At 55.9% G+C, this 24,396-nt stretch carries 26 protein-coding genes; 11 read left to right on the forward strand and 15 right to left on the reverse strand.

Annotated elements, in window-relative coordinates; translation table 11 throughout:
- Positions 1-12: 12 nt before the first annotated feature.
- A complete protein-coding gene (gene madL / locus IAE34_RS07055) occupies positions 13-438 on the forward strand; it encodes a malonate transporter subunit MadL (protein ID WP_200138149.1) in 426 nt (141 codons plus the stop codon).
- Position 439: 1 nt separating this feature from the next.
- Positions 440-1,201 (forward strand): malonate transporter subunit MadM, encoded by a 762-nt coding sequence (gene madM, locus IAE34_RS07060; RefSeq protein ID WP_200138150.1) that lies wholly within the window; start codon positions 440-442, stop codon positions 1,199-1,201.
- Positions 1,202-1,251: 50 nt separating this feature from the next.
- Here madM and IAE34_RS07065 read toward each other — a convergent pair whose 3' ends face one another.
- A complete protein-coding gene (locus IAE34_RS07065) occupies positions 1,252-2,169 on the reverse strand; it encodes a LysR family transcriptional regulator (RefSeq protein WP_200138151.1) in 918 nt (305 codons plus the stop codon).
- Positions 2,170-2,473: 304 nt separating this feature from the next.
- On the opposite strand from IAE34_RS07065, the gene IAE34_RS07070 reads away from it, so the two are divergent.
- Both IAE34_RS07070 and IAE34_RS07075 read left to right on the forward strand, forming a co-directional pair.
- Entirely contained in the window at positions 2,474-3,457 is a 984-nt protein-coding gene (locus IAE34_RS07070) for a 5'-nucleotidase (RefSeq protein WP_200138152.1), read from the forward strand.
- A gap of 20 nt (positions 3,458-3,477) precedes the next feature.
- Complete coding sequence (locus IAE34_RS07075) at positions 3,478-4,116, forward strand: DCL family protein (protein ID WP_200138153.1); 639 nt, start codon at positions 3,478-3,480, stop codon at positions 4,114-4,116.
- A 315-nt stretch (positions 4,117-4,431) separates the two neighbouring features.
- On the opposite strand, the gene IAE34_RS07080 is transcribed toward IAE34_RS07075, so the two are convergent.
- From IAE34_RS07080 to IAE34_RS07090, 3 genes are read right to left on the reverse strand one after another with little or no spacing between them, the layout of a single operon-like run.
- The gene (locus IAE34_RS07080; protein WP_200138154.1) at positions 4,432-6,672 is read right to left on the reverse strand and encodes a DEAD/DEAH box helicase; all 2,241 of its coding nucleotides are present in this window, start codon (positions 6,670-6,672) and stop codon (positions 4,432-4,434) included.
- Positions 6,647-7,942 (reverse strand): ATP-binding protein, encoded by a 1,296-nt coding sequence (locus tag IAE34_RS07085; protein WP_200138155.1) that lies wholly within the window; start codon positions 7,940-7,942, stop codon positions 6,647-6,649. Before IAE34_RS07085 ends, IAE34_RS07080 begins: the two co-directional genes overlap by 26 nt.
- Positions 7,939-10,353 carry a tellurite resistance TerB family protein gene (locus IAE34_RS07090; RefSeq protein ID WP_200138156.1) on the reverse strand — a complete coding sequence of 805 codons (2,415 nt, stop codon included), beginning with the start codon at positions 10,351-10,353 and terminating at the stop codon, positions 7,939-7,941. Before IAE34_RS07090 ends, IAE34_RS07085 begins: the two co-directional genes overlap by 4 nt.
- A gap of 91 nt (positions 10,354-10,444) precedes the next feature.
- On the opposite strand from IAE34_RS07090, the gene IAE34_RS07095 reads away from it, so the two are divergent.
- Positions 10,445-10,687, forward strand: a complete 243-nt coding sequence (locus IAE34_RS07095; RefSeq protein ID WP_200138157.1) for a hypothetical protein — start codon at positions 10,445-10,447, stop codon at positions 10,685-10,687.
- Between the two features lie 176 nt (positions 10,688-10,863).
- On the opposite strand, the gene IAE34_RS07100 is transcribed toward IAE34_RS07095, so the two are convergent.
- The 10 genes from IAE34_RS07100 to IAE34_RS07140 all read right to left on the reverse strand — a co-directional run bounded on the left by IAE34_RS07100 (position 10,864) and on the right by IAE34_RS07140 (position 17,917).
- The gene (locus IAE34_RS07100) at positions 10,864-11,439 is read right to left on the reverse strand and encodes a hypothetical protein (RefSeq protein WP_200138158.1); all 576 of its coding nucleotides are present in this window, start codon (positions 11,437-11,439) and stop codon (positions 10,864-10,866) included.
- 144 nt (positions 11,440-11,583) lie between these two features.
- On the reverse strand, positions 11,584-12,819 hold the full coding sequence (locus IAE34_RS07105) for a hypothetical protein (protein ID WP_200138159.1): 1,236 nt from the start codon (positions 12,817-12,819) through the stop codon (positions 11,584-11,586).
- Between the two features lie 79 nt (positions 12,820-12,898).
- Complete coding sequence (locus IAE34_RS07110) at positions 12,899-13,987, reverse strand: zonular occludens toxin domain-containing protein (RefSeq protein WP_200138160.1); 1,089 nt, start codon at positions 13,985-13,987, stop codon at positions 12,899-12,901.
- A complete protein-coding gene (locus IAE34_RS07115) occupies positions 13,987-14,274 on the reverse strand; it encodes a DUF2523 family protein (RefSeq protein WP_200138161.1) in 288 nt (95 codons plus the stop codon). The genes IAE34_RS07110 and IAE34_RS07115 overlap by 1 nt, the downstream gene beginning before the upstream one ends.
- Before the next feature lie 8 nt (positions 14,275-14,282).
- Positions 14,283-15,602: a hypothetical protein gene (locus tag IAE34_RS07120; RefSeq protein WP_200138162.1), complete on the reverse strand. Its 1,320-nt coding sequence runs from the start codon at positions 15,600-15,602 to the stop codon at positions 14,283-14,285.
- 129 nt (positions 15,603-15,731) lie between these two features.
- Positions 15,732-15,953: a hypothetical protein gene (locus IAE34_RS07125; RefSeq protein ID WP_200138163.1), complete on the reverse strand. Its 222-nt coding sequence runs from the start codon at positions 15,951-15,953 to the stop codon at positions 15,732-15,734.
- Between the two features lie 7 nt (positions 15,954-15,960).
- The gene (locus IAE34_RS07130) at positions 15,961-16,188 is read right to left on the reverse strand and encodes a hypothetical protein (RefSeq protein ID WP_200138164.1); all 228 of its coding nucleotides are present in this window, start codon (positions 16,186-16,188) and stop codon (positions 15,961-15,963) included.
- Positions 16,188-16,472: a propanediol utilization protein gene (locus tag IAE34_RS24715; RefSeq protein ID WP_442793248.1), complete on the reverse strand. Its 285-nt coding sequence runs from the start codon at positions 16,470-16,472 to the stop codon at positions 16,188-16,190. The genes IAE34_RS07130 and IAE34_RS24715 overlap by 1 nt, the downstream gene beginning before the upstream one ends.
- 87 nt (positions 16,473-16,559) lie before the next feature.
- Positions 16,560-16,790 (reverse strand): hypothetical protein, encoded by a 231-nt coding sequence (locus IAE34_RS07135; protein ID WP_200138165.1) that lies wholly within the window; start codon positions 16,788-16,790, stop codon positions 16,560-16,562.
- Positions 16,787-17,917, reverse strand: coding sequence for a phage/plasmid replication domain-containing protein (locus tag IAE34_RS07140; protein WP_200138166.1), 1,131 nt, complete (start codon positions 17,915-17,917; stop codon positions 16,787-16,789). The genes IAE34_RS07135 and IAE34_RS07140 overlap by 4 nt, the downstream gene beginning before the upstream one ends.
- 130 nt (positions 17,918-18,047) lie before the next feature.
- Here IAE34_RS07140 and IAE34_RS07145 point away from each other — a divergent pair, with 130 nt between their 5' ends.
- Positions 18,048-18,452, forward strand: a complete 405-nt coding sequence (locus IAE34_RS07145; protein ID WP_200138167.1) for a helix-turn-helix domain-containing protein — start codon at positions 18,048-18,050, stop codon at positions 18,450-18,452.
- Positions 18,453-18,759: 307 nt separating this feature from the next.
- Here the strand turns inward: IAE34_RS07145 and IAE34_RS07150 are convergent, their stop codons facing one another.
- A complete protein-coding gene (locus IAE34_RS07150; protein WP_138217818.1) occupies positions 18,760-18,990 on the reverse strand; it encodes a DASH complex subunit Dad3 in 231 nt (76 codons plus the stop codon).
- A gap of 257 nt (positions 18,991-19,247) precedes the next feature.
- Here IAE34_RS07150 and IAE34_RS07155 point away from each other — a divergent pair, with 257 nt between their 5' ends.
- The 5 genes from IAE34_RS07155 to IAE34_RS07175 all read left to right on the forward strand — a co-directional run bounded on the left by IAE34_RS07155 (position 19,248) and on the right by IAE34_RS07175 (position 24,374).
- A complete protein-coding gene (locus IAE34_RS07155) occupies positions 19,248-19,886 on the forward strand; it encodes a hypothetical protein (RefSeq protein ID WP_200138168.1) in 639 nt (212 codons plus the stop codon).
- A gap of 534 nt (positions 19,887-20,420) precedes the next feature.
- The gene (locus IAE34_RS07160; protein ID WP_233630989.1) at positions 20,421-21,188 is read left to right on the forward strand and encodes an SDR family NAD(P)-dependent oxidoreductase; all 768 of its coding nucleotides are present in this window, start codon (positions 20,421-20,423) and stop codon (positions 21,186-21,188) included.
- A gap of 99 nt (positions 21,189-21,287) precedes the next feature.
- Positions 21,288-22,694: a purine-cytosine permease family protein gene (locus tag IAE34_RS07165; RefSeq protein ID WP_200138169.1), complete on the forward strand. Its 1,407-nt coding sequence runs from the start codon at positions 21,288-21,290 to the stop codon at positions 22,692-22,694.
- A 168-nt stretch (positions 22,695-22,862) separates the two neighbouring features.
- Positions 22,863-23,660 carry a helix-turn-helix transcriptional regulator gene (locus IAE34_RS07170; protein ID WP_200138170.1) on the forward strand — a complete coding sequence of 266 codons (798 nt, stop codon included), beginning with the start codon at positions 22,863-22,865 and terminating at the stop codon, positions 23,658-23,660.
- 120 nt (positions 23,661-23,780) lie between these two features.
- Positions 23,781-24,374, forward strand: coding sequence for a TetR/AcrR family transcriptional regulator (locus tag IAE34_RS07175; RefSeq protein ID WP_200138171.1), 594 nt, complete (start codon positions 23,781-23,783; stop codon positions 24,372-24,374).
- The last annotated feature ends 22 nt before the right edge of the window (positions 24,375-24,396 follow it).

Consider the following 24,396-nt stretch of genomic DNA (forward strand, 5'->3'; position numbering starts at 1 on the left):
AGGAAAACAACAATGATCATCTACGGTGTGGCCTTGCTGGCCATCTGCACGCTTGCCGGTGTCATCCTCGGCGACTTCCTCGGCGTTCTGCTGGGGGTCAAATCCAACGTTGGCGGGGTTGGCATCGCCATGATCCTGCTGATTTTCGCCCGCCTGTACATGCAGCGTAACGGTGGCATGAGCAAGGAGTGCGAGCTGGGCGTTGGCTTCTGGGGCGCCCTGTACATCCCCATCGTGGTGGCCATGGCCGCCCAGCAGAATGTCGTCACTGCGTTGCATGGCGGGCCGGTCGCAGTGTTGGCGGCCATCGGCTCGGTGCTGCTGTGTGGCGCGACCATCGCCCTGATCAGCCGCACTCACCGTGGCGAGCCGCTGGCAGAGGAGGGTGTTGAGCCCCTTGACCCCCCTGTCGCCGTCGCACCGGCCGGAGCTCGCTGATATGGAAATCATCCTCAACGCACTCGAACACAACAGCCTGATCACCGCCTTCGCCGTAGTCGGTGCGGTGATGTGGATCTCGGTGATTCTCTCCAGGCGCCTGACCTTCGGCCGCGTGCACGGCTCGGCGATCGCCATCGTCATTGGCCTGGTGCTGGCCTGGGTTGGCGGCACCCTGACCGGTGGGCAAAAAGGCCTGGCCGACATGACTCTGTTCTCCGGTATCGGCCTGATGGGCGGCGCCATGTTGCGTGACTTCGCCATCGTCGCCACTGCCTTCGAAGTGCAGGCCACCGAAGCGCGCAAGGCGGGCATGATCGGCGCCATCGCCTTGTTGCTGGGCACTGTGCTGCCATTCATGGTCGGCGCGGTGGTAGCTTGGAGTTTCGGCTACCGCGATGCGGTGAGCATCACCACCATCGGTGCTGGCGCCGTCACCTATATCGTTGGCCCGATCACCGGCGCCGCGCTGGGCGCCAGCTCTGACATCATGGCGCTGTCGATCGCTACCGGGCTGATCAAGGCGATTCTGGTGATGGTCTTCACCCCCGTCTCGGCGCGTTGGCTGGCGCTGGACAATCCACGCTCGGCCATGGTCTTCGGCGGCCTGGCCGGCACCGTCAGCGGCGTTACCGCTGGCCTGGCCGCCACCGACCGCCGGCTGGTGCCATACGGCGCATTGACCGCCACGTTCCACACCGGCCTGGGTTGTTTGCTGGGGCCCTCGATCCTGTACTTCTGCGTGCGCGGTCTGGTCGGCTGAAACCGCTCGAAGGCGAACGCCCCAGCCCCGAATGCCGGGGCGTTCGTGTCTCAACCCTGGCGCTGGCGGCTGTACATGCGGCACTCGGCAACCAGCGCCAGCAGATTCGGATCGCGCTCGCGGGTTTTCAGGAACACGGCACCGATATGCTGCTGATGACGGTAGCGCGCCTGCAGCGGGATCAGCCGGATACGGTTTTCGTACACCGCCGAAATCCGCCCCGGCAGCAACGCATAACCCACGCCCGAGCTGACCATGCTCAGCAGGGTGAAGATGTCATTGACCTGCATCGCCACATTCGGCTTGAACCCCGCCTGCTGGAAAACCCGCTCGCCATCGCGATGGGTGGCAAAACCCTGGGTCAAGGTGATGAAGGTCGAGTTGGCCAGATCCGCCAGGTCGACCTCCTGCTCCTGAGCGAACGGCGAATCGTTGGGCACCGCCAGAAAGATATCGTCGGAGAACAACGGCAGTTGCTCGCACGCCGCATCGCAGGTGCTCTCATCCAGCGACACCAGAATCGCATCCAGTTCGAAGTTCTTCAGCCGGTACATCAAGTCCACGTTCGAGCCCAAGGTCAGGTCGATGTTCAGCTCGCTGAGGCGCAGCTTCAGGCCCATGACCAGCAACGGTACGGTTTTCACCGTCAGCGAATACAACGCACCGAGCTTGAACCGCTCTGACGAAAACCCCGCCGCCTCGCGCGTGGCTCGGACCATCTCGGTGGTGTCCTGGATCAGCTTGCGGGCTTTTTCTTCCAGCACATAGGCACTTTCCAGCGGCGTCAGCGTGCGGCCCTCGTGCTTGAACAGCGGGCAGCGCAAGGCATTTTCAAGCGAGTGGATGGCCCGATGCACGCTGACACTGCTGGTGTCCAGCGCGTTTGCAGCACGGGCCAGATTACCGCTGTGCATGAAGGCGAGGAATATTTCGAGCTTCTTCAGGGTGAGCTCTTCGTCGATCTGCATTGTGGGCCTCGGGAGCGGTGGGGCGGATTTCAGATGCTGCTTGCGGGTGAGGCGTGGGGCAGGGTCAGGATAGGCGGTTGGGGAGCAATTTTGTACTCGGGTGGTTTCAGGAAGCGCGGCTAGGATTGACTCCCACATAAGATACATTGCGTAGGTCAGCATCTACGACATGGGTGCTGCAACCCGCAACGGCCCCAAGCAGGCGATGACACTCGAGCAGTGCAATGCACTCCGGTTGCTTGGCCAAGCCCGGCGTGGCCTATTGTAAAGTGCCATCATCCAAGCCATCTAATGGAGTGTTTGTATGCCGTATGAGCTAGAAGGCCGATTGGTCATTGGCGTGGCCTCCAGTGCCGTGTTTGATCTCCAAGAATCCGACGCAGTGTTCAAAAGCGAAGGGGAGGAAAAATACCGGAAATTCCAGGAGGCCAACCTGGCTAACCCTTTACCAAAAGGAATCGCCTATCCTTTCATCAAGCGACTCCTGTCAGTCAATGACCTCTCGCCTGATCCAGCCGACCCTCTGGTTGAGGTAGTCCTGCTTTCTAAAAATGATCCCGATACGGGTATGCGCGTGATGAAGACCATCGAGCACTACGGCCTTCCCATGACGCGTGCGATTTTCATGCAAGGCCAGTCACCCTACGAGTACATCCCGGCATTGAACATTGCACTCTTTCTTTCAGGAGACAAGCAGGACGTGGAGTCAGCTATCAAAGCTGGTCACCCTGCAGGGCAGATGCTCGACTCCAAATTCGATGATGATGAGAGCGACCATACACTGCGCATCGCATTCGACTTTGACGGCGTCCTTGCTGGCGACGAGTCAGAAGCTGTGATGCAGACCGGTGGGCTCGTCAAGTTCCATGACCACGAAGTCAAGAATGTCATGCAGCCGCACAACCCGGGGCCGTTGAAGGAGTTCATGGTACGCCTGGCGAAAATCCAGTCAGTCGAGGAGGCGCATAAAAAGCTCAATCCTACGTATAAGAACCGTATTCGTGTGTCAATCGTCACCGCCCGCAACGCTCCATCTCACGAGCGCGCCTTGAACACACTGAAAAGTTGGGGCGTTATGGCCAACGATGCCTTTTTCCTAGGAGGTATTGAAAAGGGCAAGGTATTGGCTGTTCTGAAGCCCCACATTTTCTTCGATGACCAATCCGGCCATCTGAAATCCGCCAGCGCTGTGGTTCCATCGGTTCACATCCCCTTTGGTATCACGAATCAGGCTGCTGTCGAACCAGCTCCTGCCGCAGTGCCCGTGCCTGCTGAGGATAATGCGTAGACCATTGAAGGAGTACAAGGATGTATTGGTTAGGCCCGTTTGAATACCCGTCCAAACAGGCGCTTCTGGATGGCCTGAAGCACTTCATCAGAACCGCGGATGTCGGACGTATCACTCATGATGTAGCGACGCAAAAACTACATTTGCTGCTTGCGCTGCATCCAGATGCTGAGCGCAAGATCGGTGTGGGTGTTGATCACTTCTGCGTGGAACGAAACCCGCTGGCGGGCCGAGGCTTACACTTAGTTCGCATCGACGGAACGAGAGATACCTTCTCCTACAAGCGCTGCATCACCGGCGTTACTCAATCCCACCATGGGAAGGTGTGTGAAGCGCTACGCTTTGCAGTGAGGCCACAGATGGAGGCATTCAGGGCAAGCCTTTCATGGCCCGTCAACTGTGCAATTACCGGCGATGAAATAGCCCATCCGAACGACCTTCACATCGATCATAAAGTTGCGTTCTGGCGCTTGCTGGCAAACTTCTGTAGCGAGTCTCAGGTTGTTCTGCCCGATCTGGACGTCGTGGGTAACGGAATGGCCCTCGAATTAGCAGACCCAGAAGTGACCAAGGCTTTCGTGGACTATCACTTTCGCCACGCTCAGTTGCAGCCGACCAGCAGGCAAGCAAATGTTCGCAAGGGCGGTCGTGTGCAGTGAAAATCGGGGGAACTCCGAACACATCGTCTATCAGCCGGAGATGAGTGGCTTGAGGATGCCGAAAAGCCCGACTTTCCTAATACCGGACCCCTGGTGGAGAGGTATCTAAGACTCGATTTCAGGGCGGCTGCGGTGCCAGCGAGGTGGGGTACGGTTCTGCGCGCGCGGGGGAGCAGGTGACTGCCATTATTACCGCGACCGCTTGCAGAGCTTCGACCAGCGGTATCTGGGGTTAATGTTTGATCACGCTCCGCAAAAACATCATTTAACAAGTGGGCGATGTCGAATGTTCATAAACGCCACAAAAACCTTGCGCTACACCTCTTCGCCAAGAAGTCGTGCTATTAAAACCGCGGCGTGGAGATCAAGATGGCTTGAGGCGAATGACTTCATTAGAAGCGAGCGGGGAAGGGCCCAATCCCATTTCTCTCGGATTATGTTTTCGACACTCTCCAAGATGGGCTCTACATCTGAAATATCCACTTGACCCACCACGCGCAACGCTCGCAACGTATCCTCTTCACTGAATGCAACTTCCAGGAAGAGCCCTGTATTTTCACAGTGAATGCCTACATGCCGGAGGAGCAAGGCCAGCGCATCGTTGGTGTAGTCCCCTCGCCAGGTCGCCACGTAGCTGACACTGGCGGAGCCGACAATTGCCGTGCTACCCAATCCGAGGGCACGGAAGTTACTCCGAGCCTCCTGCAGAAGGGCTTGAGCGTGCTTGTCCAGGAAAGGGCAGGGGGTGGTTTCCATCAGCACGCTTCGCATTTCAAGCCTGACACGATCATCCACCTGCGCACCTAGCCCATCAAACTGAGGGGGCTCGCCGCCCCGCGCCGGCGTGACTACGATCACCTTCGCTTCAAGATCGACATCCTGAACCTGCCAGCGTTTGCCGCCGAAAATGATGCGTTGCCCCTTGGTCAGAGGTTTGCTGACGGGCAGCGAGCCAAGTAGTTTGCCATCCCGGAGCAAACGAAACTCTTCATCGCTCGTGAATGCGGTGTAGAACTCATAATGGTTGATCAAGCGCTCCCCGAGCTCGCCTGGCAGCAGTAGTCCTGAACTGTCCTGGACGATCAACTCCTTTTCACCCATCCCTTTGAGCAGAGAAAGAAAATCAGGCTTGGTGACGCTCGCAAAACTGCCGCTTGATACCAGATTTCCCCATAATTGCGCCGCCGAGGCACCGCCGAGCTGAGCAATCGAAGACAAACACTGCTGCACCAGTGTCGAGGCGTGTAGACCTCCCGACCGAGGCGGTTCAAACCATCCACTGATTAGCAAGCGGATCATGGCGACCGTTTGGACTAACCCCTCTCGTAACTGGTCGGAGAGATCTGACTCATCCGTTAAGGGACGCTCTCGGCAGTAAACCCTGAGCGTGGCAGGCTCACCCGGTCGACGACCTGAGCGGCCAAGCCGTTGCCTGAGACTCGCCACAGAGGGCGGGCTGCCGATCTGTGCGACCGCCCTGATGTTACCGATGTCGATACCCAGCTCAAGTGTAGTAGTGCATATGGCCGAAGCGGGTGGATCTCCCGCTTTCAACGCCCGCTCGGCATCCTGACGCAGTTCCTTGGACAAGCTACCGTGGTGCGGCCAGAACTCGTTTGGTACCCCATCGTTCTCGCACAGTGAGCGCAGGCGGTCGGCAAACCATTCAACTTCTTGGCGCCTATTGGGGAAGATCAGGTTGTTCTGCCCCCTCAGCACCTTGTACAAGTGGCCAGCAATTGCCACCTTAGTGCCAGAGGTGTCCTCCTGTTCGGCGTCTTCACTTGTTGACGCTTTTCCAGGGTGTTCCGCCGCCACCTGCTGCATCGGCTGTTCAATGTAGCCGCGTACCTGCACCTGGAGCTCCTGGCCAGAGGATTTCGACTCGATGACGGTGATGTCATCGGGGCGAGCGGGCCTCAGGAATTTTCGGGCCAGTGACATCTCACCAAGCGTTGCAGAGAGCCCTACACGAGGCAGGGCTCTGCCTACAACAATCTCAACCCGCTGCATGAGCGATTGCAGTTGCTTGCCGCGCTCACTGCCAATGAAGGCATGAAGTTCATCGACGACGATGTAGCGCAGGTTCTGAAAAGCCCTAGGTAAACTCAATCCTCTGTTTACGAAGAGTGCCTCAAGAGACTCCGGTGTGATCAGCAAGATGCCCTCAGGCGATTTCAGAAACCGTTGTTTCTTGCTTGCAGCCACATCACCGTGCCATGCAACCACGGGCACCTCGAGCCTCTCACATAGCCGGCTAAGTCTATCCCATTGGTCGTTGATCAGTGCTTTGAGCGGGCTGATATACAGCACTGCGCCGGCGGGCTCACTGTTATTGAGCAGGTTGGTCAGGATAGGTAGGAATGCGGCCTCTGTTTTACCTGCCGCGGTGGACGCTGCAATGATTACATCGCGATCAGCGGCCACCAATGCTGGTACCGCCCACTCCTGAGCATCACGTAACGACGTCCACCCCTGTGACCAGACCCATTGCTGAACCTCGGGGTGTAGACGTTCAAACGAAAAAGAGTCAGAGCTTGAAGCTGGCGAGCTCATCGTCGGCCTCAACTTCAAGATCCTGTTGCCCAGCCTCATCCTTGGCCAGCTCCACGGCGCCGAGCAAAGTGCGCCAGTCCGCTGTAGGGTTCTGCTCGATTACCGCGAGCAGATTGATAAAAGCCGTAATGGTCGTGCGCGGCGTCCGGAAATAGGCCTCGCCCAAGCGCTGGTTGCAGTGCGCCATAAACGCTGGGATGGCTTCGTCCGGCAGCAAGAACTTCTCAGGTTCGCCGAAGGCATAGACATTGCGCAGCTTCTGCAGCAGCACGTAGAAGTCTTCGGGGGTCAGGCTGCTGAGCCGAATGACAGGCCCAGAAAGGTCAACCAGGCCAGACTTCGCAAAGCTGTTTTCCGCGAGACGCGATTGCAGGGCAGGGTAGCTGTAGAGCCCGCGACGCGTGTCCATCAGAAACTCTGGTGTGCCGCCCAAGACAAAGCCCAGGCCTTCAGTCGAACCCTGCAGCGAATCATTGAGGATCCGCAGAATCTGTTCGTAATTGGCGTTGCGGGCTTGCGTATTTGCCAGTTTGTACAGGTTGACCAATTCATCCAGGCAGACCATCAAGCCGCCGAAGCCAGCCAGGCGCACAAACCGTGACAGCAATTTCAACTGATCGTAGACGGATGCATCGTCGACGATCGTACGCACGCCCAGCGCAGCCCGGGCATCGGTCTTGGTGGAAAATTCGCCGCGCAGCCAACGGATGGCATCAGCCTTGAGCTGCTCATTGCCTTCCTCGAAACCGCGACAATAGGCAGCAATGACGTCGGCAAAGTCATACCCGTTGACCATCTCGGTGAGCTCCGCCAGGTACTCACGAATGACCACCTCGCTCTCGACGCCTTTAGACCTGGCTTCCGTTTTAGCCTGTGAGATAAATTTCTCAACGATACCCTGGAGCGCGCCGCCATCGGGTTTGGTGCGCGTGGCCATGTTCTTGGCCAGTTCGGAGTAAAGGGAGCGCGCCTGACCACCCGACGCATGAAGACGACGGTCAGGATTCAAATCGGCGTGCATGGTGACGAGCTTGCGCTCCATTGCGATGCCGCGAACCAGGTTGAGGAAGAAGGTTTTACCCGCGCCATACTCGCCAACCACGACGCGGAATGCGGAGCCGCCATCTGCGAGACGATCAACATCCTTGAGCAGCGAGTCGAGTTCACCCGCCCGACCTACCTGGATCAGGTGCTGTCCTACACGGGGCACAACACCCGCACGCAGCGATTGAATGACCGCGTCGCGATCCTTGGCTCGTATTTTACTCATAGGGCTAATTCATCCAGAATTTCGGGGTTGATTTCGATGGGATCATCGCCTTCAGTCACGGGCATGTCGAACAGCTCAAACGCTGTGTCGTTGATCCGTTCCAGGGCTCCATCCAGCATCAGTTCCATATCACTGGCTGCGTCTTCCAGCTCAGCGCGGCTCCATTCAGTCCGGGAAACCAACAGACGGAGAAACGCAGAATGCTCGACGTCCAAACCATGAACGGTAGCAAGCTGTTCGACGCAGCTGCTTTCCTGTTCTTGGGGCGTTTCTGGTTCCGCGGCACCAGAGGTTTCGGTGGGAGACTCTTCATTGAAGACGCTGGCCAGAAGCGCCGATACCTCTGCCGTTTCTTGTTGCAGACGAGCGACCTTGCTCATGTCCAGTGCGAAGCCTGAACTCATGCCTTCTGACCCTTCCGCCGCAGTTGCCGGCGCGGCAGGCGAAGTCATTGCCTCCACGATCTGGGAAGGGCGAACGGCTGCACTATGGAGATCGCTGTAGACGAACTGCGGATCGAGGGCGAGCGATTTGTACACGCGCTCAAGTAGCTTCACTTCCTGCGGCGTCACCTCGCCATCCGCATGTGCTAGGTGGGCCAGGAAGCTGGCAATTTTTCGTTTAGCCTCGAGGGTCAAAGGCTCAAGCTTCTTCTTGAGGCTTGCCAGCGTGGGCGGTTGCTTCAGCTGAATTTGGAGGTGCGCTTTCAGGCGTTTGCGATGCGCGATGCAGAGGTGATCCCACGAGTCAATGTGGCCTGACAGCAGACTTACTTCTTCAAGGGAGGTGTCACCGTCTGCTGCAGCGACTGCACTTGCCAGGTCTAACGTCACTGCTGCGGCGCTGTAGGCATCGGTAGAGCGAAGCGTGCCTTCGTCAGAGTCCGCCGCAAACAGCGCGATGGTGTCTTCAAGCTTTGGGGTACGGCTGCCAGACAGGACGTCGGGTTCCAATCCGATCCGCTTGCTCTCCAACGCCTGGGCAAGGGCGATCACTTTGTCACGGGAGAGCGCGCCGGCCGATTTGAATCGACCTGCCAGCTCTCCGAAACTCATGCAGATGGTTTCGCCCCCAACGCGTCGCTCCAACTGTTCGAGCTCCGCTTTTGCCTCAATAGGCCAGAGTTCGGTTGGTAACTGCAGGATGGCTTCCAGGCTATCTCTCGCGTCTGGATTACGCCCTAGATACCGACTGAAAGCGTCGAGTACGGTGGTGCAGTCCTCGACAATGACCTGCAGCTTGTTACGCGTTCCTGAGGTCGCCGCGACATCAGGAAGATCACCTACGGCCACTGCCGGACTAATCAATCCGGCAGAAGCGGGTCGATAGGCGACCTTCAGCTTGGTCTTGTTCTGGGGCAGCACAATGCCGTTGGGATAGCGCTTTGCGAATTCGTGTTTGAAGAGCGCTGCGAATTGCTCGGGACACCGCGTCACAGGTGTGCGCCTGGAGATGTTGGGCTCTGCAAGTGCCCAGGCCAATGCCCAGCTCGAATTAAGCGGATACTTGTCCACGGCCATCTGCCCCAGCGCAACGCGCAGAGACATGGGCAGCTCATACCCATCTGCGGGGCTGGCGCCGGGCTCGCTTAGGTAGCTCTCTGGCTGAACAGCGTTCGCGTCGATATGAGCGAGGAAACGGGTAGCGTAACCGCGGAAAGAATTGCTACCGCCGTAAAGACCAAGTAAACGCTCGACTTCGGCCTTGATGGCCGGGATTTCTGCCTTTGCCTGAGGGTCGGTGGATGCATCGATCAGCGCACGGCGTTCAAGCCCATAGAAAAACAGGAACACATAACCCGCATCAGCAGGCTGGCGACGACCTCCTGCCAACCATTGCAGATACGCTCGCCGCGCCTCAGGCGTGATGCTCCGGTAGCTTGGCCAGTACGGCATCTGTCGCTCGGTGAGGTTCATCGGTGAGCGCGCGATACGAAGCGTAGTGTCGATCAGGGACGGTTCGGATTGGCCGAATGGTGTCGCTTGCTCGGTGATGTAGAGCAATCCACCTGGTATGGCCAGCCCAGCCATGTTGATGGACTCGCCTTCTGCAAGCCAACGAACCCCCTTGGGCTTAGCAGAGGGCTTTGGGATGGCGTAGCTCTGACTATCCCTAGACGAACCGACCTGAACGGTATGGAAGTCTCGCTCGCGAGTACTGGCGCTGAACTGGACGGTTACAGTGGGGGAGGCCACGTGTCGAGAGGACGCAGCGATCTCGGCCGCATCTTCAGAAGCGTTGGGCTTGGCCCGGGTAGCGCGTCTGATGGCCCATACCAATACGCAAATGCCGAGGATAACACCGAGGGTGATCCAGACCTGTTTTGGAATCTGTGCCAAGAGGGCAACGACGAATAACAAGGCGTACAGAGCGATCGGCCCGCCGTCGCTCCCTTTGCGCTTCCGTGGCATATGAGTATTCCATAGAGTAGGTAATGGCCAAATGACATTCTTACGGATTTTTCAATGCCGGCCAAGTGCAACAGACGAAGGGAGAGCTTGGATGAAAGCATTCAGCTGTGTCGCACGGCGCTCAGGTTGGGACGAAGCTTTGGAGGTCTCGTTAGGAGCATCGACGAAAGAGTTGATTAGCCGTGTTGTATGGCAGGCGGCGATTGGCGACCAGATGATTCGAGTTTCAACCGCGGTCACGCATGCCAATGCGCTTGACCGAATGTACGAAGTCCTGATCATGCAGTGTGGCGTCACACTAGCCCAGAAAGGCGCCGACGCAGGCCAGCGGTGAGCCGTGGAAACTGAAGTCTCGCTCGATGAAGCTATCGTGTCAGGCAAAGTCTAGTTTTCGAAGACTGGTGACATTAGGAACATATCTGACATAGCACACTATTTAACATAATATACATTATGCGCATCCTCGCATGGAGCTAGCAGGGCCAAGAGTGGACAGATTTGAAGCAAGGCTCACGAAGGTTCAGGCTCATTTCCCGCTTTGGACTGGAAATCGGCCGGCGTCATCCCATAGCAAACTATGAACACATCGCGGCAGCCTTGCTCGCGGTACCAAATCACAACGCGCTCGATCATCTGACCCAAAATGTAGATCAGCATGTCGTCATAACCGCCTGGCGAGCTTGCTTCGTACGGATAGCGAGCGTTTGTGAAGACGTTACGATAACGCTCAATCCATTCTTCCTCCTGGTCGAACCGGAGGCGCGCCCGGATATCTGCAGGGACTGCGTGAAAAAGCGTGAGCAGATCATGCTTATCGGCCCGATTACGATCAGCAGCAATCTTGCCGGCGCGCTGCAGCTCACGGTGAGCGTCATTGATCAACGTGGGGTCAAGGTCGTAGGTTTCGTTGACCTGGCCATGGTTGCCATTGGGCCTAGCTACGAAACTTTTGAGCAAAATCTCCATGCCGATAGCAGCGTTTACCTGGGCAACAGCCATCATGTCGTGCCCGGTAAGCAGGTGTTTGGCGGCATCCCAGTAGCGGTAAGCGCTTTCGATCATCCAAGGCGTAAGGTGGTGCTGCATCAAAATTCTCCGTCAGTTGAGCTACCCCTAGCTAATCCTTGAACGCTAGCGTACAAACGTGAGCGTTAGCGGTCACGCATGAGCTACCCTGCCTTTATGATATGATCCTAAGAAATAACTAAGCTAAATGACTATTTAGTTGAGTTATATAGGTGCATCAACCAAACGCGGGGTCAAGAACAAAACAAGCTCAGTCTGCATCTTCACTGTCGACTTGCTGCTGAACAACCACTTCAAACCTGGAATCTGTCCGAAGAACGGCACACTGCGTACAACGGTACTGTCAGCATCCGAATAGACACCTCCCAATGCAACTGTTTTTCCAAAACCAGAGAAAACACGCGACGTAAGAGACGTTGTGTTGATCGGCGGCACGCCGCTCAAAGCCTTGGAGTAATCAGGTTCATCCTTCGACAAGATCACATCCAGAAGGACGCCAGAATCGTTAACCAGAGGCGTAACATCGAGCGACAATGCTGCCTGTTTAAAGGAAACCGACGTTGCACCGTCACCAGCTGATTGCTGATATGGAACCTGAGAACCTTTGATTATCTTAGCCTGATGACGATCACTGGTGATCACACGCGGGCTAGAAATCACACGACCTTTACCAGCCAGTTCCATTGCATCGAGCTCAGCGTCTAGATTGAATGATCTGGACGTAATACCAAATCCCGCAATTGCAGCAGGCGTCAAACCCAGCGGAACGCTGCCAGTCAATTTGCCGATACCACTTCCGGCAGAAGTTGACCACTTAACACCTAGATTTTTAGTGTAAGAGCGATCAACCTCAACAATACGAGCCTCAATAATCACCTGTTTGCGTGAGTAATCCACTGCTTTCAGGTAAGTTCGCAAATCGACCAAGCGCTCATCACTCATACGAGCAACGACAACTGAAGAACCCTCTTCAGCGTTCAAGCTTTCACCAGGATCAAGTGGGAATGCCTTGATTGCATCCGATGATGGAATGTTATGCACTTTCAACACTGAAACCTTATATGAAGGAATCGCACCGGCTGAGGGGATGCCAGATTCTCCTAAAAAAGGACCATCACTATCGTGCGCGCGGTCATGTAATGGATATCGGCTGACGTGCAGAAATTTGCCCTCGACCGTATATAGAAGCCCGCGAGGCGCGGTAACAAACTCAATAGCTTGATCCCAAGTAACATCTTTCATTCGCATAGAAAGCGAACCGGACACGCCATCGCCCAAGACAAGATTCAAACCACGATAATCTGCCAGCACCTGGAGAGCGTCAGAAACCTGAATTACCTGGAAGTCGAATGTCAAAGGCTGGGGGCTGTCGTCGGCATGGGCTAATGAGAAGACAACCGAAAAGCACAGAATAGTAATAAAACGATTTAAATAAGACATACAGGCCCCCTACTCAACCATTTACGCAGACGAAAGAATGCAGCTGTGATTAATACTTAGATGAAGCGAGGCCGATTGCTTAGCCGGATGGACTGCTTACGCTACGCTGAGCAGTCCCACCGCCTAAGCCCCCGATGATAGGCGGAATACTGAAAGAAGATTTTCGCGGAGTCCAAGTTGTGACGCGCTCACCGTCTACGTCGCAGTAAGCTTCTTTGAAATCAGTGAAAAAACGGCATCTTGAGAAAGCGATATAGCGAGTGCGGGCTGACGTATCAATAAGTACAGCAACAGACACGTCAACCTTTGAGTTAGGATCTGGCTGTGATGGATGAATAAAGCCAGTCAGTCGCCAGGTTTCAGAGTATATAACGGATGGAGGCGTTGCTGACTTAGGTACTGAAGCTACGGTTGGAGCTGGAGAATGAGCTGGGACCTGCTGAATTTTGTCAGGCGACTTATTAAAGAAACTCTTAACTCCAAGAGTACCAAAAAGCAGACCGGCGACAACAACAAAAGCCAACGACCATAAACCGTATGAACGCAAAAAAGATGCACTCTTGTCAGCCACGGACTCATCACCAACGGCGCCGGTAGCGGAATGAGTCGCAGACTTGTAGTAGTTTTGAATGACCTTATCAAAACGTCCAGGGAATTGACGGACGCGGCTAGAGACAGGAGGTTTATCTCCTGTAACGACACCTGAATAAACATCAACCCTGTAGATTTTCTTGGATATCTTGACAACTCTAAAGGTTGTTTCAATAAGCGTTCTTGCCCAGCTAGGAATTTGGGAAAGGTCCTGAGTCACAATCACAATGCGCATTGAGTTGTTTTTTGCATCGACCATATGACGATGTTCGGCAAGTAGTGTCTTGTCCCAGGGATTTGCTTGGTTCGACTTTTGGCCCTGCGGCCAACGACGCCATGCCTCATCAATAATGAGAACACACCCTGGAAGAACGTATTCAGCAAGATCAGGTAAGTCAAACCAGTCAGAAGGAAGCTGCTGAATGGTGCCGCCAAAATCGGCAAGCAAATCGTCAGCGTTCAAAGGAATATTAGTGACGACATGCCGATTTTGCTTAAGAGACGGTATAACTACTCGCTCGACGACACCATAGCTCTTGCCGTGGCCGGGCTTGCCAACATATGCATGAATTGCCATTAGCCAACCACCGGCAAACGACGAATCATGAAGCGGATGACATAAGCCGTCAGTAATGCGCCTAATCCAAACTGAACTTGGAAAATATTCATAAAGTACCAAACTGAATCGGGTATCTGATCAAACGCCGTTGCTGACAATCTAATCTGGTCAGCTAAGCCCAAAGCGTCGAGCAGATAAAGGAGCGCACTCCAAAGCCAGCCAAAAACCAAGAACATTAGGTCAATGAGCCAGCCTGCAATTTGCTCGAGAATAGATTTTAGCCAACTAGCAAGCGCAGACAACATTAGGCACCTCAAGCGGAAAGAACAATACGCACAGCAAGAAAAGACCAAATAGCGACAAAAATAGCTTTCAATATTGGCGCGATCAGATCAAACAGCTTGCAGTGAGTGTCAAAAACAATCTCTTGGGAGAAAAGATTTACAGATCCTACTGGGCAAATAGCTGAAGTGTGAGAAGAACCGTCGAAAGCATTTTTTGCTGTCATGTAAGTGTTCGATTCAGCCATTTTTTGCTTCATCTCAATAAATTGAGCTTTTGCCTGAGCTTCACGACCGGCAATAGACTTAGACAAATCTAGAAGACCAGGTGGGGTAAAGGTATCGTCATGTGAAGATCCACCCTCGGAACCACCGCCAGTTCCGCCACCAGTGCTGCCACCGCCGCCAGTACCGCCACCAGTGCTACCACCGCCGCCAGAACCACCACCAGTGCTAGCACCGCCGCCAGAACCACCACCAGTACTGCCACCGCCGCCAGAACCACCACCAGTACTGCCACCGCCGCCAGTACCACCACCAGTACTGCCACCGCCGCCAGTACCACCACCAGTACTGACACCGCCGCCAGTACCGCCACCACCAGCAGGGTCTTTAGGTATTGGAGTACACTGCTTACTGCCATCAACAAACTCATATCCTTCAGGGCAGGCATCAGTAAGTTCGTCACCTACTTCGCCTGGGACGATGGAAGGATCAGTAGTGCAAGCTATTTCATGGCCAGCAGAATCGAAAGTTAGATAATAACGATAGTTACAGAAGCCTTCATTATCCGAACCGATTGTCATATAACATTTGTCGCTGCGATCAGCGGTGTAGCTGCAACTGTTGCTGCAAACGTTTTCACCGGGGGGTCTAGAAAGAACGATACGCTTCCCTTCCTGGGATGTAATTACGGAAGAAGGCAAGCCCTTGAAAACTTGGCTTGCCTCACAACTAAAAGGGCGGGATACCCAAGCAAAGTCATCGCGCCCCTGATAAATGGTTTTCAGCTTGCCGAACTCGAAAACTTTAAGAGTTGATTTAAACTTACAAGTATACATATAGTAAAGGGGAGGACTGTGAGGCTGACAATTAATACCTTCCGCCTCCCAAGATAGGAAGTTTGACCCGTAAAGATTCATCATCCAAGTTCGATATGCGTATATGTATTGCAATGCCGCATCGCCAGGGGTCTGAGAGTAATACCCCTTACTTCTACAAGTTTCATAAGCTGGGTTAGGGGTATTGGTGCCATTGTAGCAGGCCCAGTATTCCTGACCTGCGTGGGCATTGTCTAAAAAAACAAAAGGGGCCCATACGGCGAATAAAGCATAGAGAACTATTTTTCTCACAGTTACCACCCGTAGAAGACAGCAAAGGCGCAGCCAGAACCGATTACAAACATTGTGAAATAATAAAGTTGATCCATAAGGCACTCAAAAAAAAGGACTCACGAAGAGCCCTTTGTTAGAAAAGAGCCGTCAACGCAAGAATGCGAGAACAATCTTGGCACCTTTGATGCCTGCATAAACAGCAGCTAGCAATGCTGCTACAGCCAACACACCAACACTGATAGTGGAGAAATCAACGCTCGATGTGAGCGAAGAATAGTTCCAACCAGCGTCGGCTGCGGAAGCATTAGCCGAAATAGCAGCAGTGACAAATACAGCAGCAAAGCTCTTTTTACCGATTTTCTTAAGCATAGAAGCCTCAACTCGTTTTGATGAAATTTAGAAACGCCCGAATACCCATGGAGAAAACCATGAAGGTTGCAACTAAGGTAAAACCGGCGCCGAATGCTTGACCCAAGATGACTGGATCGAGCTGTGACGGGTCAAATGGTTGAATGTATGGAACAAGCACCCAATCAACCGAGCACATAGGTGATGCAACGCCCTGCATGACAAGTTCACCAGGGCAATGCAGTAAACCGGGCATTACGCAGTCTTAGCCTGTGGAGTGCTTACGCGACGGCCCTGGCGAGGATCGACCTCAAAGATTAGCCGGGAATCCCGAACGCTTGCGATAACATCGCACTCATAAGTACCAGGCTGAGGCACCTGGTTAGGCAGCTCAGCGTAGAAATCAGCCATCTGAGGATAAGGAATGTTTGGTAGATGGACAAATGCCGTATACATACAATAAGGTTTGCCACTCTTAGCAGCAGTACCGGTGCGATACTGGCCGGTAACTTCAACAGTGATAGTATTTGAGTTAGACATAAGTGCCCTCTTCTATTTTTTGGCAGCTAGCAACTAAAGGCCAGCGTAGGTTATGCCCTGATGGGCGTTTTTTAGCGGCTAAAGATATTAATAGCCCATCCACTCTGCAATCGAGACAGTGCCGCGAGTATCAATGATAGTTACCCACTGCTTTTCAGGCTGGGTGCCCTGCTCTTTTCGAACCTCGAGCACAGCAATGGTCTGAGCAACCTGCTCGCCTAATAGTGGATTAAACACACTTTTAATACGACGCTGTTGTTCAAGCCTGTGCCGTTGACCAGATGTAAGCTGTACGCCCTGGAAGCTGACAGTTTTCATGCCGCAACCTGCCTCAAGTGGTTAGGACGTTGGTACCAGGACGGAACAGCCAAAGTAGACTTGGTGACTTCGCGGCACTGTCGGACAAAAATAGGCGCGAATCGACTGGTATCGCAGGCATTGCGAATGTTGATGCCAATACGATTAAGACGAGCTGCATGGTCTTGGACTTGTCGTTTCTTAAAATCGAAGCGCTGGCCATGCATCCATTGAATGGCATAAAGGGCAGTTGTATTTGCAGCGCGAGTGGTATCAACAATTTTCTCTGCCAACAGCTGCTCGCTAATGCTAACGATATCCATCGCAGTCACCTTCAGCTTTTCATCAATTTTAAGAAACTCACAGTGGAGCTGGGCTAAACGCCCTTCATCAAATAGGCCCCAGTAGCAAAGGGCTTCGCGCTGCAAGAATTCGCTTTTTAGCTCTTGCTCTAGACGCACGACACCTTCAGTAGCGCAGTAATCACGAACACGCTGGACATATTGATATTCAGGCGATTCCTCACCATAAATGCGCTTGATTTTTGGGAGGCAGTTTTGATCCATTTCAAAGGCTTTGTCATAGGCCTTTCTATATTGCAGGCGGCCGCCCTGACCATTTCCTTTCGGAGTCCAAGCAACAGTACGACCATTGGGATACAAGAAGCCGATGGAGTGGCCGATGCGCTGGCTAGATACACCGCGCAGGTAAGCCAAAACATTGCCTTCACCCAACGCAACGTTAGTTGTGAGGTCAATACGTTCGATTTTTGCGCCGTCGGCGATCCTGTCACCGGAATTTGCACCTGAAGCGCCCTGACGGATATCGAGTCGAGTACAACGAGTAAAGCCAGGCAACCCGTATTCACGAAGAAGGTCGTTGTAGACGGCAACACACTGCTCAATGTTGGTGAAGCCGAACAAGTTGTCCAGCCGCCCTACTCTGCTTGGATTGCCCTCGACTCGGATTTTTCGGCCCTGAACATGAACCGTGACGGAGGTTGAATAGCTTGCCTCGTGCTTGAAGCGAGGCTGCTTGGTGCTCAGTACCTCATTGGTGTTCGAGTCGATCGTCAACGTCACAACGTCGCACACGATCGGCAGATCATGGTCGTGCTCCTGCGAAATTGTGAGCCAATCGATGAACATCAGAAATCCTTGTCAACCCAACACATTACGAAGCCAAAGCTACGCTATGTGTTAGCCTTTTGACAAGAGATAAGTCGCAGTTAGACCCAATAAATCTATGTGCTGTATGAATACACAGGAGTTAGAGTCTATGGATCATGAACATTCGGTTGAAGCGGCGATGAGCATCGGAGAGAACATCAGGTTTAGGCGAGAAGTTAACAAATACTCGCAGAAAACCGTGGCTGAGGCGGTTGGCGTGGCAGAAAACACTATTGCTAGCTGGGAAAAAGGCAAGAATGTGCCGCCAAGTGACAAGGTTGTGGCGATAGCTAAATTCTTCCAATGCACCACAGATGAAATCCTGCTCAGCGATGAGGAACGAGGGCTAGAGGTTCAGATGTTGGGCCTGCTCCGCCGTTTCGGAAGCCTGAACGATACCCACAAACCTATAGCCCTCAATGTAATCAGCTCGATCCTCCAAGGCATGGAAATGGAGGAGTACATGAAGGGCGAACGCAACAACGACAGCAAAAAAATAGGAGTGCTGGGCTAAGGATCGCGGGAAACCGCGGTAAAGTGGGGGTGTAACAGCACCCCCACCCGCCTTCGGCGGCCAGCAGGTCAATCACCTGGAGGCCGGCCCCTCAAATGTCATCATCAGATCTGCCCTGGAAACGGCGCTGCAGATCGATCAAAAGCGGTTGGACGCCAAAGGGCAGCAGCCAAAACGGCGTGAAAACTGACGCGCTGCGCTTGTCCGCCGCATCTGAGCCCCTGCCTGGAACGGTCGCGGAGCGACTGGTCCCAACCAGGCACTCAGCTCCGGCCCCTCAACTGTCAACGCTGCCCCTCAACTGTCATTAGAGATCCTGGATCAGCGCGGCGACAGATCTCAGCTTTTCAACCAGGCCATCCAGCTCGGCGGATTCGTCATCGAGCTGACGAACCCTGGAGCGCAGCTTGCGAATGTCGGCCACCAGGACGCCATACGAATCAATCAGCGACTCGATGGCATGCTCAGGGTCAGGGTTGGCCATGTAGGCCTTGGCATCGCGCACGGCGCGATCAGAGAGCGAGAGTTGGATGCGCATAATGGACCCTATATTAAGCGACGCCCGGAGCCGGTGGCATTATCCGGACGCCGCTCAACATAAGGCCCTGTCATTATGCGCACCTACATATGCACCCATCAACCCGACCCCAGGCTACAATTCACCTGGCAAAACTCATTCAGGCTCCACCCCCCACGGAACCATCACCCCCCCGGAATCCCTCCAACCTCGCAGCCGGTACCCAGCACCGCCCGAACCGGTTTTCATCCATCTGACTCAGACAAGGACGCCCCGCAATGCGCACCATGTTGCTCCCATTAGCCATCCTCGCCACAGCGCTGGTCGGCTGCTCGGATCCCAAGAAAGCCTCGGAGGAAAACTTCGAGAAAGCCACCCAGGCCTGGCTCGACAAAGCCTACCCAAGCTGCCTGGTGACTTCGACATTCCCGATGGACACCCAGGAGTTCGACGTCTACGGCACCAACAAAACCCTGAGCGCATTGGCCGAAGCCGGTGCATTGAAGGCCGTCGAAACGTCTCGTAAGGATTACCCCGACAGCCTATTCCAGAAAGCTCACACCGAGATCAAGTACCGGTACGAGCTCACCGATGAAGGCCGCAAGTACTACAAAGATGACGCCCGCACCAAGCCCGATGGTACCGTCATCCCAGGCCTGTGCATCGGTAAGGCCAAGGTCGACAAGATCGAGCAGTTCAGCGAGCCTGGGGACATGATGGGCCACCGGATCTCTGAAGTGACCTACACCTACAAGGTCGACGACCTACCTAAATGGGCGTCCAGCCAGGCACTAATGGATGCTAACAGTGACCTCAAACGTATGGTTGCTAGTCAGAAGACGCCAATTCGCGAAAAACGCGCGTTTGTCCTGACTAACAATGGGTGGGTTCACGAGCGACTGTTCCGCGAGCAATGATTTGCGAGTAAGCTGTGAACCTGCCCTGTTCGGCGACGATCGCAGCTTTACTCAACTAAATGAATATTTAGTTGAGTTATCGGTGGATGATGGGGCGTGTTGCAGTGTCAGCTCTTGCGGAGCTGGTGCTAACTCAACACGTTCGACCCGGTGACTTCACACCGTTATACGCCTCAACTGCCCCACGATCAGGGACCTGCCTAGTCGTAGGTCTCTCGACCCCGTTGTAATCATTTCCACATTCCAGCTGAGCAAGCCTGCGAGCGTCGGTCCGAGATGAGTGTCCTGATCGCAATGTTCGTTTCTGCTGTGGATTCGAATGCGGCACCGCCGTCGTTGTCACGCCGGTCGTTTGGGTTTTTCCCATCCTCAGCGTGATCCCAGGCTCTTGGAACGGCGTCGGGCAATTCCAGCCGTGTCGTCCTAGCCTTAATAGCTCACCCCCCTCCTCTATACCCTTCGGCATATGGACCACCCTGCCCCTCGCCGTTAGTTTCGTGCCCATCGCTTCCGATTCGAACAACAAGGAAACTCATGATGGGACGTCTAGCCGGAAAAGTCGCACTGATCACAGGCGGCGCGGGAGGCTGCGGGCTGGCAGCTTCGGAGCTGTTCGCACGGGAAGGCGCCAAGGTGGCGATCCTCGACCTGCCCAGCAGCGACGGCAGCCGGATCGCCGAACGCCTGACAGCCGAGGGCGGCAGCGCGTGCTTCATCGCTACCGATGTCTCCAATGCCGACCAGGTGCAAAGCGCCGTGAAGCAGGTGGAGCAGCGTCTGGGGGCGATCACGGTGTTGATGAATCACGCCGGCACCATTCATGTCGGGCCCTTCCTCGAGACGCGAGAAGAAGACTGGGACCGGTTGATGTCCATCAACGTCAAGAGCATGTTCCTGGTGACCCGCGCCGTGTTGCCAGGAATGATAGCCGCTGGCGGCGGAAGCGTGCTGTGCACCTCTTCCATCTCTGGCGTGGTCGGCACGCCCATGGAGGTGCTGTACTGCACGAGCAAGGGCGCCTGTCATATGTTCGCCCGGGCGATTTCGGTGGAGTTCCGTGACCGCCACATTCGCAGCAATGCCATCTGCCCTGGCTTCATCGGTACCGCCCATGGTCGCCGCGAGCTCGAGCTGCTGCGCGAGCACGGCACGCACATCACCGATGACATGCTCCAGGGCATGCAAGGGCGGTTGTGCGATCCGGCCGAAGTGGCGAAGGCGGCCTTGTTCCTGGCCAGCGACGATGCCAGTTTCGTCAACGGTGCCCACCTGTTCGTCGACAACGGCTACACCGCCGCCTGAGTGACCCCGAGCCCGCGCGCGCCCAGAACAAAGCGCGGCTCATGTACACCTGTACTGCCCACAACAAAACCTAAAATCGTCGGCAAGAAGGAACACTGTATGGAGATCGAAAGCAGAAGCGTCGAGTTCATCCCGGAGAACGAGCGCTACGGCTCCCCTGCGCGCCTGTTCACCATCTGGTGCAGCGCCAACATGCAGGTCACCACCATGGTGATCGGCGCCCTGGGTGTGGTCGCCGGGCTCAACCTGGGCTGGACCTTCATCGGCCTGATCCTGGGCAACCTGATCGGCTCGATATTCATGGCGGCGCACTCCGCCCAAGGTCCGCACTTGGGCATTCCGCAAATGATCCAGAGCCGTGCCCAGTTCGGCGTGATCGGTGCCGGCCTGCCCTTGGCCATTGTAGTGCTGGCCTACATCCTGTTCACCGCCGCCAACGGTGTGGTGATGCGCGACTCGATCAAGGCCGTGGCGCCGGTGTCCGACAACGAGGCGATCATGCTCTTCGGCGTGCTGACCTTGATCGTCGGCTACGTGGGCTATGAGCTGATCCACCGCATCGGCATCTGGATGAGCGTGCTCTCGGGCATCATCTTCGCACTGGCGGCTTACGTCGTGTTGCGGCATGGCCTGCCGGCCGGGGTGTGGGAGGTGTCGGGCAGCACTTTCAAGTTCGCGACGTTCTGCCTGGTGGTCACTCAGGCGGCATCCTGGACACTCGGCGCCGGGCCTTACGTGGCCGACTACTCGCGCTACCTGCCGAGCAGCACCCGCACGGGCTCGACGTTCTGGTACAGCTACGGCGGCATCGTCGTGGGGTCGTCGGTGGTGATGCTGCTGGGGGCGATCATGGCCAGTGCGGCGATGGATGTGATCGCCGATCCAGGCAGTGCCATCGCCCGGCTGTTCCCAGGCTACGAGCGGCTGGCCTACTACGTCATCATCATCGGCGTGCTGGAATGGAACGTCATGAACCTGTACAGCTCCTACATGTCCACCACGACCATCTTCACCGGTTTCAAAGGCACCGTGCGGATCGGCAAGCTCGCCAAGTTCATCATCATGGCCATCGTCGCCGTCATCGTGACCTGGATCGCCATCGCGGCGCAGTACAATTTCAGCGCTTACTTCAGCGATATCCTGATCGGCCAGGTGTACGTACTGGTGCCGTGGAGCGCCATCAACCTGGCCGACTACTACTGGGTGCGCCAAGGGCGCTACAGCGTGGCAGCCATGTACGACGTGAATGGTATCTACGGCAGGATCAACTGGAACACGTTGCTGATCTACGCGCTGGCGGTGCTCATCCAGATTCCCTTCATGGAGCTGTCGTTCTACAAAGGGCCGATCGCGCAGATCGTGGGCACGGACATTTCCTGGCTGCCAGGTCTGATAGTGCCGGGCGTGCTGTACTACCTGTTCAACCGCAGGAAACAGCTGCACCTGACGCCGTTCGAGACCCCCTCCTCCTTCGCGGCCCCGCTGACGCCCCTCAAAGGTGCCTGACTGGGACCGGATTGCCAGGGGACGCGTTGGCGACACCCGGCAATCCAGTGCAGGCCGGTGTCTGGGTCGGGCGCTTCTGGTATGTTCTGTCGACACTCGACACTCGCCGCTGGCCAGGGCAAAGGTCACTGCGCCCTGGCGTAGCGGGCCCCCGCAGAGGAGATCACGATGAACAGCCAGGACGCCAGCGTCGCGGCCAAGCTCGTCACGGCCATCGGCAGCGCCCACCTGGGGCGCCACCTGTGCGCTTTGCTGGAGGACAAGGTCAGCTACGACATGAGCTGCCTGTACCTGTTCCGCTTCGACCAGCCCGCCGAACTGCTGCACGATGGCTACAACGACCAGGTCTCTGCCCGGACCCTCAAGGCCTACAGCCGTGGCGGATACCTGCTCGACCCCTTCTACGTGGCCAGCACCCATCGGCATCCAGGTGGGCTCTGGCGCATGAGCGAGCTGGCGCCGGACAGTTTCTTCGCCTCGGGCTTCGCCATCTCTCCCGACCTGCATCCTTGCGTGTCGTCCACCCACGGCACGCAAATCGACGAGATTGGCTACATCGTGCATCTGCAGGGCCGCGCGGCCCTGGTGTTCAGCGTGATGAAAGCGCAGCGACGCGGCCTGTTCACCGACGCTGAGGTGGCCTACCTGAAAGGGCTGGATCCGTTGATCCGCGCCGTCCTCGAGCAGCATGGCCGGCAACTGCCCCATCAGCTGGACAGCAGCGAGGTGGACAGCAAGCTGGAGAGCGCCTTCGTCGGAGCGCTGGGGCAACTCACCGACGCCCAGCGCTACATCGCCAAGCTGCTGCTGCAAGGCCACAGCAATGCCTCCATCGCCGCTGAGTTGGGTATTTCCGAAGGTACGGTGAAGGTGCACAAGCACAATCTCTACCAGCGCCTGGAGATTTCCAGTCATGCCGAACTGTTTCGCCTGTTCATCAGCTACCTGGCGCAAACCACGCAATGACAGGGCGTGTCGGGAACGGCTGGAAGATCGACGGCCACCGGTTGACCCCCGGCACCGAGCCCACGACAATCGCAGCCCGATCCTGCACGGTCTGGTCTCATTCTTGACGGAGTCACGGCATTGAAAGCGCTTTCCCCCTCGGCGACACGGGTGTGTGAGGCGGCCATCGGCCACTTTGCAGCCCAGGGCTACGACGCCTCGTCGCTCAACGAAATCGCCCTGCTGGCCGGGATGCGCAAGGCGTCGCTGTACGCCCACTTCGCCAACAAGGCGGCGCTGTACACCGCCGCGTTCGAGCGGGCTCTGGCAACCGAGGCGGCGTTCGTCGAGCAGGCGTTCCGGGAAGAAGCCGCGGGTAAGGTCGCTCCAGGTCACTGGCTGGTGCTCAATCTGGGCGAGCGATACCAGCGTTCCCAGAGCCTGAAGCTGGTCTTGCGCACAGCGTTCCTCCCACCCGCCGACGTCAAGGACGTGGTCACTGCCCGCTTCGAGCAGCACCTGGAGAACATCCGCGAGGACTTCGGCGAGAGCCTGCGGGGCCGATTCGAGTGGGCGCGACGTGATAGCGCCCTCACAGACGTCTATGCCGATGCCTATCTCGGGATCATGGACAGCCTGCATGTGGAACTGATGTATGCCGACCTTCAGGTGTACACCCGGCGCGCAGCGTCATTGCTCAAGATCCTCGATGATTCGTTGTCGCTGAATCGCTGATCCAGCGCCCTCCCTCGCCCGC

This window comes from Pseudomonas sp. S30, from assembly GCF_016518545.1.
Taxonomy (GTDB): domain Bacteria; phylum Pseudomonadota; class Gammaproteobacteria; order Pseudomonadales; family Pseudomonadaceae; genus Aquipseudomonas.

Coding starts and splice junctions, on each gene's coding strand:
- madL (WP_200138149.1), top strand. CDS start 13: ATGATCATCTACGGTGTGGCCTTGCTGGCCATCTGCACGCTTGCCGGT.
- madM (WP_200138150.1), top strand. CDS start 440: ATGGAAATCATCCTCAACGCACTCGAACACAACAGCCTGATCACCGCC.
- IAE34_RS07065 (WP_200138151.1), bottom strand. CDS start 2,169: ATGCAGATCGACGAAGAGCTCACCCTGAAGAAGCTCGAAATATTCCTC.
- IAE34_RS07070 (WP_200138152.1), top strand. CDS start 2,474: ATGCCGTATGAGCTAGAAGGCCGATTGGTCATTGGCGTGGCCTCCAGT.
- IAE34_RS07075 (WP_200138153.1), top strand. CDS start 3,478: ATGTATTGGTTAGGCCCGTTTGAATACCCGTCCAAACAGGCGCTTCTG.
- IAE34_RS07080 (WP_200138154.1), bottom strand. CDS start 6,672: ATGAGCTCGCCAGCTTCAAGCTCTGACTCTTTTTCGTTTGAACGTCTA.
- IAE34_RS07085 (WP_200138155.1), bottom strand. CDS start 7,942: ATGAGTAAAATACGAGCCAAGGATCGCGACGCGGTCATTCAATCGCTG.
- IAE34_RS07090 (WP_200138156.1), bottom strand. CDS start 10,353: ATGCCACGGAAGCGCAAAGGGAGCGACGGCGGGCCGATCGCTCTGTAC.
- IAE34_RS07095 (WP_200138157.1), top strand. CDS start 10,445: ATGAAAGCATTCAGCTGTGTCGCACGGCGCTCAGGTTGGGACGAAGCT.
- IAE34_RS07100 (WP_200138158.1), bottom strand. CDS start 11,439: ATGCAGCACCACCTTACGCCTTGGATGATCGAAAGCGCTTACCGCTAC.
- IAE34_RS07105 (WP_200138159.1), bottom strand. CDS start 12,819: ATGTCTTATTTAAATCGTTTTATTACTATTCTGTGCTTTTCGGTTGTC.
- IAE34_RS07110 (WP_200138160.1), bottom strand. CDS start 13,987: ATGGCAATTCATGCATATGTTGGCAAGCCCGGCCACGGCAAGAGCTAT.
- IAE34_RS07115 (WP_200138161.1), bottom strand. CDS start 14,274: ATGTTGTCTGCGCTTGCTAGTTGGCTAAAATCTATTCTCGAGCAAATT.
- IAE34_RS07125 (WP_200138163.1), bottom strand. CDS start 15,953: ATGCTTAAGAAAATCGGTAAAAAGAGCTTTGCTGCTGTATTTGTCACT.
- IAE34_RS07130 (WP_200138164.1), bottom strand. CDS start 16,188: ATGCCCGGTTTACTGCATTGCCCTGGTGAACTTGTCATGCAGGGCGTT.
- IAE34_RS24715 (WP_442793248.1), bottom strand. CDS start 16,472: ATGTCTAACTCAAATACTATCACTGTTGAAGTTACCGGCCAGTATCGC.
- IAE34_RS07135 (WP_200138165.1), bottom strand. CDS start 16,790: ATGAAAACTGTCAGCTTCCAGGGCGTACAGCTTACATCTGGTCAACGG.
- IAE34_RS07140 (WP_200138166.1), bottom strand. CDS start 17,917: ATGTTCATCGATTGGCTCACAATTTCGCAGGAGCACGACCATGATCTG.
- IAE34_RS07145 (WP_200138167.1), top strand. CDS start 18,048: ATGGATCATGAACATTCGGTTGAAGCGGCGATGAGCATCGGAGAGAAC.
- IAE34_RS07150 (WP_138217818.1), bottom strand. CDS start 18,990: ATGCGCATCCAACTCTCGCTCTCTGATCGCGCCGTGCGCGATGCCAAG.
- IAE34_RS07155 (WP_200138168.1), top strand. CDS start 19,248: ATGCGCACCATGTTGCTCCCATTAGCCATCCTCGCCACAGCGCTGGTC.
- IAE34_RS07160 (WP_233630989.1), top strand. CDS start 20,421: ATGATGGGACGTCTAGCCGGAAAAGTCGCACTGATCACAGGCGGCGCG.
- IAE34_RS07165 (WP_200138169.1), top strand. CDS start 21,288: ATGGAGATCGAAAGCAGAAGCGTCGAGTTCATCCCGGAGAACGAGCGC.
- IAE34_RS07170 (WP_200138170.1), top strand. CDS start 22,863: ATGAACAGCCAGGACGCCAGCGTCGCGGCCAAGCTCGTCACGGCCATC.